The organism is Enterococcus florum, from assembly GCF_004309355.1.
GTDB classification, from domain to species: Bacteria; Bacillota; Bacilli; order Lactobacillales; family Enterococcaceae; genus Enterococcus_A; species Enterococcus_A florum.
In genome coordinates this window covers 64,079-75,764 of the sequence record NZ_BJCC01000028.1, presented here as the reverse complement: position 1 = coordinate 75,764, position 11,686 = coordinate 64,079, and the positions used below count along the sequence as shown (strand labels likewise).

Annotated in this window: 16 protein-coding genes and 1 riboswitch; of the genes, 1 reads left to right on the top strand and 15 read right to left on the bottom strand. The window is 43.6% G+C overall.

All coding sequences use genetic code 11. From position 1 onward, the window contains the following. Positions 1-6 precede the first annotated feature (6 nt). The 13 genes from NRIC_RS15580 to NRIC_RS15520 all read right to left on the bottom strand — a co-directional run bounded on the left by NRIC_RS15580 (position 7) and on the right by NRIC_RS15520 (position 9,340). On the bottom strand, positions 7-270 hold the full coding sequence (locus tag NRIC_RS15580; RefSeq protein WP_146623634.1) for a EutN/CcmL family microcompartment protein: 264 nt from the start codon (positions 268-270) through the stop codon (positions 7-9). Between the two features lie 2 nt (positions 271-272). Further along, a complete protein-coding gene (gene pduM, locus NRIC_RS15575; protein ID WP_175580129.1) occupies positions 273-752 on the bottom strand; it encodes a PduM family microcompartment protein in 480 nt (159 codons plus the stop codon). 1 nt (position 753) lies between these two features. After that, positions 754-1,599 (bottom strand): ethanolamine utilization protein EutJ, encoded by an 846-nt coding sequence (gene eutJ, locus NRIC_RS15570; RefSeq protein WP_146623632.1) that lies wholly within the window; start codon positions 1,597-1,599, stop codon positions 754-756. 16 nt (positions 1,600-1,615) lie between these two features. Continuing rightward, complete coding sequence (gene pduL, locus NRIC_RS15565; protein ID WP_146623631.1) at positions 1,616-2,248, bottom strand: phosphate propanoyltransferase; 633 nt, start codon at positions 2,246-2,248, stop codon at positions 1,616-1,618. Then, on the bottom strand, positions 2,241-2,525 hold the full coding sequence (locus NRIC_RS15560; protein ID WP_146623630.1) for a BMC domain-containing protein: 285 nt from the start codon (positions 2,523-2,525) through the stop codon (positions 2,241-2,243). The genes pduL and NRIC_RS15560 overlap by 8 nt, the downstream gene beginning before the upstream one ends. A gap of 12 nt (positions 2,526-2,537) precedes the next feature. Further along, positions 2,538-3,056 (bottom strand): BMC domain-containing protein, encoded by a 519-nt coding sequence (locus NRIC_RS19795; protein WP_146623629.1) that lies wholly within the window; start codon positions 3,054-3,056, stop codon positions 2,538-2,540. Continuing rightward, positions 3,053-3,430: a glycerol dehydratase reactivase beta/small subunit family protein gene (locus tag NRIC_RS15550; RefSeq protein WP_146623628.1), complete on the bottom strand. Its 378-nt coding sequence runs from the start codon at positions 3,428-3,430 to the stop codon at positions 3,053-3,055. The genes NRIC_RS19795 and NRIC_RS15550 overlap by 4 nt, the downstream gene beginning before the upstream one ends. A gap of 2 nt (positions 3,431-3,432) precedes the next feature. Further along, a complete protein-coding gene (locus tag NRIC_RS15545; RefSeq protein WP_146623627.1) occupies positions 3,433-5,253 on the bottom strand; it encodes a diol dehydratase reactivase subunit alpha in 1,821 nt (606 codons plus the stop codon). Between the two features lie 63 nt (positions 5,254-5,316). Further along, positions 5,317-5,838, bottom strand: a complete 522-nt coding sequence (locus NRIC_RS15540; protein ID WP_146623626.1) for a diol dehydratase small subunit — start codon at positions 5,836-5,838, stop codon at positions 5,317-5,319. 13 nt (positions 5,839-5,851) lie between these two features. Continuing rightward, complete coding sequence (locus NRIC_RS15535) at positions 5,852-6,520, bottom strand: propanediol/glycerol family dehydratase medium subunit (RefSeq protein ID WP_146623625.1); 669 nt, start codon at positions 6,518-6,520, stop codon at positions 5,852-5,854. A 14-nt stretch (positions 6,521-6,534) separates the two neighbouring features. Next, positions 6,535-8,196 (bottom strand): propanediol/glycerol family dehydratase large subunit, encoded by a 1,662-nt coding sequence (locus NRIC_RS15530; protein ID WP_146623624.1) that lies wholly within the window; start codon positions 8,194-8,196, stop codon positions 6,535-6,537. A 22-nt stretch (positions 8,197-8,218) separates the two neighbouring features. Next, positions 8,219-9,040, bottom strand: coding sequence for a propanediol utilization microcompartment protein PduB (gene pduB / locus NRIC_RS15525; protein ID WP_146623623.1), 822 nt, complete (start codon positions 9,038-9,040; stop codon positions 8,219-8,221). Between the two features lie 18 nt (positions 9,041-9,058). Continuing rightward, positions 9,059-9,340 (bottom strand): BMC domain-containing protein, encoded by a 282-nt coding sequence (locus NRIC_RS15520; RefSeq protein WP_146623622.1) that lies wholly within the window; start codon positions 9,338-9,340, stop codon positions 9,059-9,061. Between the two features lie 324 nt (positions 9,341-9,664). Between NRIC_RS15520 and NRIC_RS15515 the strand changes: the two genes are divergently transcribed. Further along, positions 9,665-10,582 carry a PocR ligand-binding domain-containing protein gene (locus NRIC_RS15515; RefSeq protein ID WP_146623621.1) on the top strand — a complete coding sequence of 306 codons (918 nt, stop codon included), beginning with the start codon at positions 9,665-9,667 and terminating at the stop codon, positions 10,580-10,582. Positions 10,583-10,695: 113 nt separating this feature from the next. Then, positions 10,696-10,815: riboswitch (cobalamin riboswitch) on the bottom strand. Positions 10,816-10,862: 47 nt separating this feature from the next. On the opposite strand, the gene NRIC_RS15510 is transcribed toward NRIC_RS15515, so the two are convergent. Then, a complete protein-coding gene (locus NRIC_RS15510; protein ID WP_146623620.1) occupies positions 10,863-11,294 on the bottom strand; it encodes a EutP/PduV family microcompartment system protein in 432 nt (143 codons plus the stop codon). Between the two features lie 5 nt (positions 11,295-11,299). Beyond that, positions 11,300-11,683 carry a BMC domain-containing protein gene (locus NRIC_RS15505; protein ID WP_146623619.1) on the bottom strand — a complete coding sequence of 128 codons (384 nt, stop codon included), beginning with the start codon at positions 11,681-11,683 and terminating at the stop codon, positions 11,300-11,302. Positions 11,684-11,686: the final 3 nt, after the last annotated feature.

Below are 11,686 nucleotides of genomic sequence, written 5' to 3'. Positions count from 1 at the left end.
CACCTCCTACAGGTCAAACGTATCAATAATTCCAACGATCGCGTAATCCACTGCATCTGAAGGTTCTTTGAACAGTCTCCGTGCTGCAGAACCGCTGGATAGCAATACATAGTCTCCGATACCGGCTCCGACCGTATCTGCCGCGACCTGCTGAAAACGAATATCCTGTTGTTCGCTGTTAATTGGTTGGATAATCATTAATTTTTTTCCAACGAGGGAGGGATCCTTTTGAGTGGAAACAACACTGCCCACAACCTTTGCCATTAACATAGCTAAAACCTCACGATCTGTTGAATTTTGTGTTTCTTTAAATAATCTTCCGCCACTGCTGTAACTTGCTGCTGGCGAAAACGGATTAGAAGGTCTGTCTGCTCTAGCAAAGCCACGTCTGAATAAGTGATAATCTTATTCGGAACAACCCTCAACCGCTTATTCTGGTTGATGTTCAACTGAATCGGCCATTCAAACAATTCATTAGGAATCAAACAAATTGCCGAAAAGCCTAAATGTAAAACAACATCACAGCCAAATTCCAAGCCGCTCAACAACCAAACAGTGAGCGGATCCTCGTCATCCATCCTAGCCAGTTTCGCCAATTGGATCGCCCCAACTTGATGAAGATGGATGGTTTGGTGCTGGATGAAGTCACGATCCGTTCGTTCATCGGTTTTAAAATCTTTACACGAGAGTGACAGTTCTTTCGTTTGCCGCTCAACTAAAATTTTGACAATTGCTTCTATCAGCTTCTCCATCCTATCCCTCCCCATAAATAATCGTTGAACTCATGGCGATCCCGATGGGTGTCACAAATTGAGGATAGATCGGTTTATACACTTCTTGATTTAAATAAACCGAAAATTCTTTTTCAATTTCTTCAAAGCTGGCGGCTCCACCGACAACGATCAGCGGTTCCGTCGGATATTTTGCAAGTGCGCAACGTGTAATCTCAGCCATTCGCTGTACGACCGGTCTTACGATAGTAAAATTCTGTCTTTCTTGCTTCTTGTCACGCTTGCGTTTCTCAGCTTCTTTCACCGTTTCTTGGTAATAACCAGCAATCACCAGCGTCATATGGGTTCCACCTGTTGGTTCATCGACAACATAGATTGGCGAACCCTCTTTAAAAACACTAATACCGGTCGTCCCGCCGCCTACATCGATAACGGCCCCCTCTGAAAGCTCTAGAAGCAAGGCAGCAGCAGTCGGTTCATCAATCAACTGATCTGCACGCATTTCAGCACTTTCGATGATATTGGCGATGACACGTTTATTATTCCCGACGGTTCCTGGCGGTACGGCTCCTGAAGCAGCGGCTAGAGAAAATCCTAAAACTTCTTCTGCCTGCTGCTTCAGACGCTTAACTATCTGTACCGATTGCTGATAATTGACTACTAATCCATCACGCACGACATCAGCAAATTCAAAAGCTCCAAAAACAGGCTGATTTCCAGCATCCAGTACCACAAGTACGATCGAAGATGTCCCTAAATCTACTCCAACTTTATAGCCCTCTTTAGGATCAATCGGATTGGTCGTGTTTGTATTGGCCAGCTGCTCAAATTCGGTCAATACTAAATTAGCCTTCTCTAGGGATCTCACTCTTTCTCATCCTTTCCTACCTGCGGATCAAGCTGCCTACAGTGTCTGGTTTGATATTTGCCGCATTTGCTTCGTCGGTATCTACATGCATTTCTAAGATAAATTTTTCTCCTGGACGTATCTCAACATCTTCAAATAGTGTCGTGCGTTCTTCCGTTTTTACTCTGACACTTACCGTGTCTCCCGCAGAAAGCTTGAAACGCGCCATATCTTTAAAGCTCATATGGATGTGCCGTTTGGCAACGATACAGCCTTTGATCGTCACACAATGCTCTCCATTTTTTAACGTTACTTCCGCAGCATCTTCCAAATGACCGGATAAACGAACAGGTGCTGGAATCCCAAGTGTCCGCGTATCCGTCATCGAAATTTCAGCCTGTGATCGTTTGCGAAAAGGACCGAGGATTCTGACCCTGCTTTGCTCACCTTTTGATCCAACGATCGTTACCGTTTGTTCTGCAGCAAATTCACCAGGCTGCTTTAATGGTTTCATCGGGGTAAGCGTTTCTCCAGGAAACAATTGCTGAAAGTCCTGCTCCGTCAAGTGAACGTGGCGATTGGAGATCCCAATCGGAATCGCCTCCAATTCGATCTCGTTAAGAACCTCACTGACGATTTGCTGGATCAGTTCAGGCGTTGCCTTATGCATCCTTGATCCCGGCTTCGATCATTTTATCGACATCCGTATGAGGCCGAGGAATCACATGCACAGAAACAACATCGCCAACTTTTTCTGCTGCTGCACTTCCGGCATCTACAGCCGCCTTTACTGCTCCGACATCTCCACGGACCATGACTGTCACTAATCCGGACCCAATTTTTTCAGTGCCTAATAAAGAAACATTTGCGGATTTGACCATCGCATCGGCTGCCTCAACCGCTCCGACTAATCCTCGTGTTTCAATCATTCCTAATGCATCATTCATTTGAGTTGCCCCCTATTTTTTCTTTGGATTTTTATTTTTTGGTTTTTTCTTTGCTTCTGGTTTTGGTTTTTGATCCTCCACGTCCTTGGGAGCTACCTTTTCCGTTTTTTCCTCTAACGTAAGCTCTTTCGATCCGTCAGTTGGTTTTGGTTCTTCTTTTGGTTCTTCTTTTGGTTCTTCTTTTGGTTCTTCTTTTATTGCTTCATCCGATTGCTTTGTTTCCTCCACAATTGGTGCTTCCGGTTTTGGATAATCGATTCGGTCGATCACGACCTTGTCTAAGGCAGTGGCTGGCCGAGGGATGACTAAGGCAGAGATAAATCCATTGACTTCACCGGCCTTGGCTTTTCCAGCATCAACAGCAGCTTTTACTGCTCCGACATCACCAGCAACTTCGACTGTCATCCAGCCATTGCCTCTTGCTCTTTGAACACCCAGCAATTCGACAGCTGCAACCTTCAGCATGGTATCTGCGATCGTAATTGCTGTTCCATATCCCTTTACTTCAATTAGACCGATAGCTTGATTCATTCTTTCACCTCCATCTCTTCCAGCGATTTCAACGGAATTCCTTTGATTAGTCGTGCACAATTCGATCCGAAGTCCTTTAGATGTTCATTGGGTTTCGTTTGATACCGATCGATGACCAAATAAGGCTTCTCTGGTTCAAGATTCTTGTAATGCAAAACAAGTGTTTGACCGTCACAGCCGACTCCTGTAATCAACGAGGAATCTTTTGCTGCTTGATATCCCGCCTGGACAGCGTCACGATGTTGCGTCGTTTTTACTTCAAAGGGGATCCCCTCTTCTTCAATTCCATATAACAAAAAAGGAATGCTTTTTTCCAAATCGGAATTGGTCAAATAGATAAATATTTTTGGCTGAATCGAAAAATCAAGTGCCATGGCTACCCCTCCTTATAAGAAAGGATCAATCCAGTGGCAACTGCGTTTCTTGGTCCCTCAACGCCACGAATATTTCCTCTGCCGGCAACTAATCCAAAATGCGACAAAGCATCTGTTACGATCTGCGGAATCTCAAAATCCAACGCTGAACCGCCAACAATAACGACAAATGGGATATCTCGAATATTTCCAGTCGGGCTGACGTATTCCAACGAGCGAATCGCATTCGTGACAAAAACCCGCGATTTTGCAGTTTGTCGGATGAATTTTACTCGTTCAATCGATACATCGCCAGGAATCGGAACAAACCCTTCCTCCTTAACGATGACTACCTTTGCGAATAAATGTGCCTCTAATGGTTTATCGAAAAATTGGACAGTTCCATCTTCATGACGAATATGAAAAACACTTTCCACTTTTGCCAATGGGTACTTTTTGATGTCTTCCGCCAAATAGCGATCCTCAATTCCTAGTTCAGAACCAATCAGCATCGTTACCATATCTCCTGCACCAGCTAAATGCGTTGCCACCATGTCCCCATTGTTTTTGATGATCGAGGCATCGGTAGATCCAGCTCCCAGATCAAGAATGGCCAGCGGCGTATTAGTCCCAGGCGTTGTCAGGGCGCCTAAGATCGCAGCCTCTGCCTCCGCCCCGCCAATTTCGACTGGAATATTCAAGTCTTTTTCGATTTCCTCAGCAATCCTCGACATTTGCAGATGGTCCGACTTCACCATCGATGCGATTCCCACCGCTTGCTCCATTGAGAATTCGCCGGCTAGCCCACCCTGAACCGAAGTTGGTACAAAGGTATCTACTGCCAGCAAATCTTGAATAAAGATTTCTGCTGGAGGACGCTCTGTCAGCTGTGCCATCGTATGCCTAACTTTTTCCAGCATCCCACCAACATTTGTGCCAGCTTCACCCGTGACATTGTCGATTTTTCGGAATTCTGAAATCAGCTCCATGATCTTCTCTGCACCCTCGGATACGCTGATTTTTTTTCTTTTATTGTCGCCGAGGACTTCGATATTTCCAGCAGGGATCGTTCGAGCCTTTACATCACCTTTCGGCGTTTTGATCACCACTGCAGAACGATTGCCGATCAAAGCTCTTGAAACAGGAACAATATTTTTAGTTTCTTCCGAACTAAGGTTGAATACTGTGGCTACCCCATAAGGATTAGACAATTGAGTAATTCCTCTTCCGGGGGGTGCAACTTCTACAGCTGCCAGCATTCCTAATGGCACTTTGTCAATGTAACCCACCTCATCAACGATCGGGATTTTTTTGTTTAATCGATTGTTAATCAGTACCCCGTCATCTGCTTGCAAAATAGCTGCTTCGATGGTATACCCTTGCTTTACACAGCGGTTGATTTGATTCGCAGCATCTTCAAAATCGATCGATTTATCTGCTACAACGATGTAAGGAGCTTCTAAAATGGAAATTTGTTCCAATTGATCCAGCGGCACAGTAATTCCCACACCTAATCCTAATCCGCCAGGGGTCTTAGGGTTATGTCCAATCATTGTCGATTCCGTGATGATTGTCTCCGTGATGGTCTCCATCGCCACATCGCCGATAACCGGGGTCGCTTCATTGATTCGAATCAAATCAATATCCGTCAGTTGCAGCTGGTTTTTCTGTACCACTTCACGCAATGCCTTGTAGATTCCAAATAAATTTTGCTTTGTCCCTTTGATTCCAGTTGTTTCTGTAATCGCTGAATCTAAAAAGCGACAGTTGGTCTTATTCTCATATTCGGCTAATGCTACTTCTGTCGAAGAGTTTCCGATATCTACACCTATGATTCTCTTCATAGTATTTGCTCCTTCAAGAGGAAACAATTCTAGATAGACCACTGCCAGTGGTCTATCTAAGCTTTAGTTATCCCCTTTTAGTTTCTTCCGCACTTCATAATTTTCAGCTGCTTCTCTAACAAAATCAGCAGAAATCTTGGCATTGTATTTGGTTTCTAACTCGTTTGCGATATCCAACAATTCTTGCTTGCTGGAACGATAAGGTCGCAAGGCATTGTACATTTCCAATACACGTGCATCTGGTACCGCTGTCAACTCTGCTGCACGGTCAAAATTGCGTGCAATCGTTGCTCTTCCTGCACTTGTTGCGATCTCACCCTGTGCTTTTAAAATGCTTGGGGTGATTTTTAGATCATCTGGGGTCAGACTACCGTTTAAAACATTTTCCAACGTAATGTCATCCATCGTTTTACCAGTCTTTGTTTTAATCCACTCTGGATGTTTTTGTGCAATCGGATAGTCTGCTTCAGTTGCTACCTGGGTTTGAGTATTTGAAGTCGCGCCAGAAACTGCGTCTGCGTTTCCACCGCCATTCATTTCCTTTAAAATACCTCTTACTAAGTTTTCAATGGATTCTTGACTCATTTTATGCACCTCACTATAATCTGATTGCAATTTCGTCAGCTGGTTTCCCAATGACAACATGCTTGGTTTCTTTAATGTGCAGCAGCGCAGACAACGCTTGGTATTTTGGTCTTGCCATTTGGTCGTTCATCATTGGTACTGGGTTTGGTGATTCGCCCTTCGCATACTTCGCAGCATTTTTCCCGATTGCGCGATAGGTTTCCAGATCGATCAGCGGTGCTTGCGGGAACAGTTCTAGGTTAGACAGAGGCTGCAGATCCTTTTGATGGATGATCGAAGTTCCTTTGGATTGCAATGACACACAAATGCCAGAGCCAGATAATTTGTCACCCTCCACTGCAACGAAGGCCACATCGGAAGAACGATATACTTTGACTACGCGAGCTTTCAATCCTTCCTCTTCGATTCCTGCAATCACTTGTCGAATGATATCCTTATGGGGAACACCAATAATGTTAGTTGTTTGAGATTCTGCAAACGCTGGTGCAACGGCAATCACCACTTCATCACTAGACGTTCCCGGTTGGGCAACCCCGATCGGTTGGAACCAGTCAGAAGAAGTCGCTGCTGTTTGCGTATTTGCTGCTTTAAAATCCACTTGAGTATCAGCGGTTTCTTGCTGCATTTCTTTTAGAACTTCAGCAATTACAGAACGTAATAATTGTTCATTTACTTCAGCCATTTTTCTATTCCTCCTTACACATCTTTCGGATTGATTGCACTAGGGATCGCTTTGACTTTTTCCCATTCTTCGCCATCTAGACGATACCCTGTACCTGGTCCTGCATAATCATTTTTGTCATTTACAGCAGAAATTACTTCCCAATCCGCATTGAAAATAGCAGAAGTTTGTAGGAAATCACCGGCAACCCGCTGTTTCAATAGATTCAATACACTTGTTGCTACGTCTTTATGCCCGCCGTCAGCAAGTCCTTTCACTAAATCAAGACCTGTTGATCCTCTTTCCAGAAGTTCTCCAGCCATCTTGATATCTTCAACCATGTCGCGTTCAGGCATATCCTTGGATCCATTTGCATAAGTTGCTGCTTGAACCTCTTCGTCTGTGATTTCAGGTAGGCCTAGTTGAGCAAACAAGGCTTGCAGTGCACGAGCTGCTTTATTACGAACCTCGATAACGTCCTCTTCATTAACTGGACGCAATCCGCCATCAACTCGCAGATCCCGCTGCATCACGTTGTAGTCGTCAAAATCAGTAGCATCAAAGTTTGAGCCGGCAAACATGTTGTCATAGTTTGGTGTTGAAGAATATCCAGAGGAAATGAAATCTGTTCCAGGCAAGAATTGCATCAACAAGCGTGCAGTCCGTCGAATGTCTGAATGTGAGAAGGTTTGGTCATTTCCTGAGGCAACCTCAAGATCCAGCATCATTGCCAACAGATTTTCCGCCAAGACTGCCCGAATCCCTGAAGGTACAGCACCGGGAACCCCGATACAGCTGATCGAGCCGTTCTGCAATCCTTGAACCCCAGCTGCTTTAGAAAGGAAAATACAGCGTGTTTCTAGATACAGCATCGATTTCCCTTCTGAATAGCCCATCTGTACTTCTGAACCAGTTCCTGATGTAAACCGCATTTTCAGTCCACGGGAAGCGTAACAAGATGCTAGGAAGCCTTTCGACCAAGGAGTATCATCTCCATCAGTAAATACTTGTTCTGTTCCGTAAACGGAAATCGTTTCAGCGTAGGCAGTAAAACCACGCATCCCCAAATCAAGCTCAGTTGCTTCTTCTAGTGAGCACTGTGTCAACACTCCTGGGCGTCCAACTTGCGAGCCTACCATGATTGCTACTGCATTGAATGGTGCATATCGAGCAACCGCCACCGTTGTTTCTTGTTCATCAAAGCCGCGGAGCGCACCTTCTGCTGCATCCGCTGCGATCTGAACCGGGTTATCCCGCACGTTGGTTACGTGGGATTGCGTTGTTGGACGACGACGTGCCCGCATTTTTTGAACAGCCATCATCATTTCCACCACGTTCATGTAACCGACTACTTCATTCAATTTACCTGGTGTACAAGAAGTTGTCAGATCAATGATTTCTTCACGACTGATGTTTGGATCAACGATTTTATTTGCTAACACCTTAGAATCAATGGCCATTGCTTCTTCAGCCTTGTCTAATTTGATTCCGTATTTTGCAATAAAGGAATCGATCAAATCAAAATCTTCTTTTTTCTTTCCATCTAATTCAACGACTTCACCATTGACGATTTTGATGCTTGGCGTTGGGTCATTCGGACTTTGCATGGCAATTAAGCCTTCTTCGATCCATTCATCGACAAAGCCGTCTTGGTTAACAGGGCGTTTTGCCAGTTCTTCAAAACGTTTTGATTTCATATGCTCTTTTCACTCCTATTCATTAAATGTATGAAGGTTGATCGTTTTTCGGTTCGCTTCCAAGCGTACCTAACAGTTTGAAACCAATCTCACGGGCAGAGATCACCGCTTGACGTACTGCGCCAGAATCTCCTGTGATCGTCATGGTTACCTCATTTGAGAAGCTTTGACCGTGCTGCGGAGTGGCATACCCAACAATCTCAACGTTTGCCGCCTTCAATGCGGTATCTGCCATAACGACACCGATCGCTGCTGGTGCCCCTACGATAACGCCAAAGGCTTTACCTACTGGCGTGCCCCAAACTTTATTACATGCATAGCTCGCACGTGCAGTATACTGTAACTCGATATGGCCAGCTTCATTGCCGTAAACATCACCAAAGGTACGAGTATCCACTTCTTTCAGCGTAACTTCTACTGCTCGTTTCACATCAGATACATCATCACCACCAAAAATGACGATCGAACCATGACCAGCTCCGCCCTTGGTATCGCGCGGCAGTTCAATCGAAATGATTTCTGTGTTTGTAGCCTTTACAGCTTCGTCTGCAGCAAAGATTTGTGGCCCCGCTCCTGTACGTGCGCCTATGATCCCAATTGAACGGTATTTTTTTTCTAACTCCATTTTTTCTAATAAACTGTTGTCAACATTTGCGATAACCAATCCGATCGTATCGCCAAATTCTGTTGCACCTACAAATTCAGTCAAGTTGCATGTTTTTTGGATCATTTTATTTTCCCCTCCATTAGTCGTTTCAGTTTGTTGCGTCGACGGAGCTTCAGCATCAAATTTGGCTAACACTCGCTGGATAATATCTTCCATCTCGAATTTGTTGTCATCCATTACTGGCTACCTCCTCCGTTATTCAGAAACTTTTGGTAAAAGCGATTCAACTTCTGTATGAGGTCTTGGAATCACGTAATTGGACACAACCTCTCCAACACTGTTTGCCGCAGAAACACCTGCATCCACTGCTGCTTTTACCGCACCAACATCTCCTCGTACCATGACAGTTACTAACCCGGACCCAATTTTTTCGGTACCGATCAACATGACATTTGCCGCTTTTACCATCGCATCTGCTGCTTCGATTGCGCCGATCAAACCACGGGTCTCAATCATTCCTAAAGCTTCTTGCTGCATGACTCATCCTCCTAATATAAAATAATTGATTGCTTACAGTTTCATCATACAAAAAATGGATAAAACATTATTGTTCTATCCATTTCCAAAAAAATATTCATTTATTGTAAAAAATTGTTCTAAATGGGATAATACCACGACAAAAAGCCTTTACCACAAGGGAAAAAGGCGAAATTTGCATAAACCAAGAATAGCAAAATATTGCTAAAAGCACACCAAAAATATGTAAGCGCTTATTTTGTTGTGTCAAACACCCCATAAATTTGATAAAATTATAAAAAAGTACATTACTTTTTTAAAATGCAACAAAAAGGGAGGCACATTATGGATAGGCTAACACCTGAATCAAGTACCAATGAGACCGTCATTTTGAACAACATCATGGAAGACTTTGCTTGTGCAACCGATCTTGGAGCAGTTATTGTAGATATTCGTGGAAGAGAATCTTCTTCCCTCTTTAATTTTTCCCCTTTTTGCCGGGCGATGCGCATGTACCCTGAATTTCACAAGCTTTGTCAAAAGTGTGATATGTATGGTGGACTAGAAGCGTCAAAAACTGGACGTCCTTGTATTTATCGCTGTCACGCCGGTCTAACCGATGTTTCCTTTCCCGTAATCGTCAACGACCAATTGCACGGGTTTCTTTTAATGGGACAAACGGAAGTCGATCCTGTCTATGGAGATGAATTCCCGATGATCCAGGAAATTCAATCCAATTGGCAAGCCTATCATGACTTGCGACAGGCACGCAAATCGATCACCACTCTTTCACCACAAAGAATGCGAAGTGCGGCCCGTCTGCTTGAAAAAATTTGTAACCACCATTCGGATGAATCACATCCAAGAGACAGGATCGTTTTCAAAGTAACACCAAAGCAATTAGATTCGCCAAATCCTGCTCAGCAAACAAACAAGGATGAAATTTACAAGGCTACACAATATATCCAGAAGAATATAACTAAACCGCTTACACTAGAAGAAGTCGCTAATCATGTTTATCTTAGTCAATACTACTTCAGCAAATTATTCAAAAAAGAATTAGGCATCAACTTTATCACCTATTTAAACCAACAGCGGATTGAACGGGCGAAAGCTTTGCTGAAAGAATCTCGATTAAGTATCGAAACGATTTCTCATAACGTTGGATTTTCGCAAGCCAGCTATTTCTGTAAAACCTTTAAACAATTCACGAATACAACGCCTGCGAAATATCGCAAAGAGCTGTTGCAAACTTCTCGATAGCCCTATTATTAAATCAATAAACGAAAAGACAGACCTTTCTTCAGAAAGATCTGTCTTTTTTCACAAAAGTATAGACTTATCGCGTCCAAAAACAGCTTTCCTTTTCCCGAAAAAGCAGATGGATGTGGTAATCAAGTGTCTGACTCAGTAGAACTCTACTTTACAGTTGCGGGTACAGCGCTGGGTTCTCACCAGCTTCCTTGATCGAACAAAATTCCTAGACCACTTATTTATATTAGCTAAATCATATCATATTCTCTTAGATATATCAAAATCCAGATTATTGAAAAAGATATTCCTCCAGTGCTTCCAGCCCTTCTTCAGTAACAATCGAAACCTCAAAAATCTCCTTCGCACCTGCCAAACGCAACCGTTTCTTTGCCTGCAGGATCATCTGTTCCTCCTCTGCTAAATCGATTTTCGAAATAATCCCGATAATAGGTTTTGTGAAACGCGATGAAAAGAAAGGTGGGAAATAATTCTGTGTGCCTTTGATACTTTGAACGAATGCTACGATTTGTGCGTCGACTGCAGCACTGACTAAAGCATTGTAATAAAATCGGTTTTCCATAAATTCACCTGGCGTGTCGATCGAATCATCAAAATAATAAACTTGCTGTGTCTTATGATAAACCTGTTCCTTGTTTTGCAGCCACTGTGACAAGCTGGTTTTCCCACAGCCCGTCTCCCCAATAAAAATCACTTTTCGCATAAATGCTACGACCTTGTGATTTCAGGAATATCAAAATCTAGTACATTGGCCAAGGTTTGAGTAACTTGTTTTAAAGCAAATTCCACTGAAGAAACCTCGCCTGTAATAACGACTGCTCCGCTAAAGCGATCCATGAAACCAATTGTGACACTCCCTGATTTTTTGGCAATGTCTGCTCCGATGATCGACGCCTCACTTGGCGTGATTGTCAAAATGCCGATCGCATTTCTTTCTTCCATCAGCCCCAGCTTTTCGAACACTTCAGGGTCGGCATTCGGGATCAAATGCGCCAATGTGACCTGCTTTCCTGGTACATACTCTTGAATCGAGCGTTCAATATTTTTTCGTTTAGACAATTGCCTCACATCCCCTGTTCCATTTTCATACATTTA

Coding starts and splice junctions, on each gene's coding strand:
- NRIC_RS15505 (WP_146623619.1), bottom strand. CDS start 11,683: ATGTATGAAAATGGAACAGGGGATGTGAGGCAATTGTCTAAACGAAAA.
- NRIC_RS15560 (WP_146623630.1), bottom strand. CDS start 2,525: ATGAATGATGCATTAGGAATGATTGAAACACGAGGATTAGTCGGAGCG.
- NRIC_RS15510 (WP_146623620.1), bottom strand. CDS start 11,294: ATGCGAAAAGTGATTTTTATTGGGGAGACGGGCTGTGGGAAAACCAGC.
- pduB (WP_146623623.1), bottom strand. CDS start 9,040: ATGGATGACAACAAATTCGAGATGGAAGATATTATCCAGCGAGTGTTA.
- NRIC_RS15540 (WP_146623626.1), bottom strand. CDS start 5,838: ATGAGTCAAGAATCCATTGAAAACTTAGTAAGAGGTATTTTAAAGGAA.
- NRIC_RS15520 (WP_146623622.1), bottom strand. CDS start 9,340: ATGCAGCAAGAAGCTTTAGGAATGATTGAGACCCGTGGTTTGATCGGC.
- NRIC_RS15580 (WP_146623634.1), bottom strand. CDS start 270: ATGTTAATGGCAAAGGTTGTGGGCAGTGTTGTTTCCACTCAAAAGGAT.
- NRIC_RS15515 (WP_146623621.1), top strand. CDS start 9,665: ATGGATAGGCTAACACCTGAATCAAGTACCAATGAGACCGTCATTTTG.
- NRIC_RS15535 (WP_146623625.1), bottom strand. CDS start 6,520: ATGGCTGAAGTAAATGAACAATTATTACGTTCTGTAATTGCTGAAGTT.
- pduL (WP_146623631.1), bottom strand. CDS start 2,248: ATGCATAAGGCAACGCCTGAACTGATCCAGCAAATCGTCAGTGAGGTT.
- NRIC_RS15545 (WP_146623627.1), bottom strand. CDS start 5,253: ATGAAGAGAATCATAGGTGTAGATATCGGAAACTCTTCGACAGAAGTA.
- NRIC_RS15530 (WP_146623624.1), bottom strand. CDS start 8,196: ATGAAATCAAAACGTTTTGAAGAACTGGCAAAACGCCCTGTTAACCAA.
- pduM (WP_175580129.1), bottom strand. CDS start 752: ATGGAGAAGCTGATAGAAGCAATTGTCAAAATTTTAGTTGAGCGGCAA.
- NRIC_RS15550 (WP_146623628.1), bottom strand. CDS start 3,430: ATGGCACTTGATTTTTCGATTCAGCCAAAAATATTTATCTATTTGACC.
- NRIC_RS19795 (WP_146623629.1), bottom strand. CDS start 3,056: ATGAATCAAGCTATCGGTCTAATTGAAGTAAAGGGATATGGAACAGCA.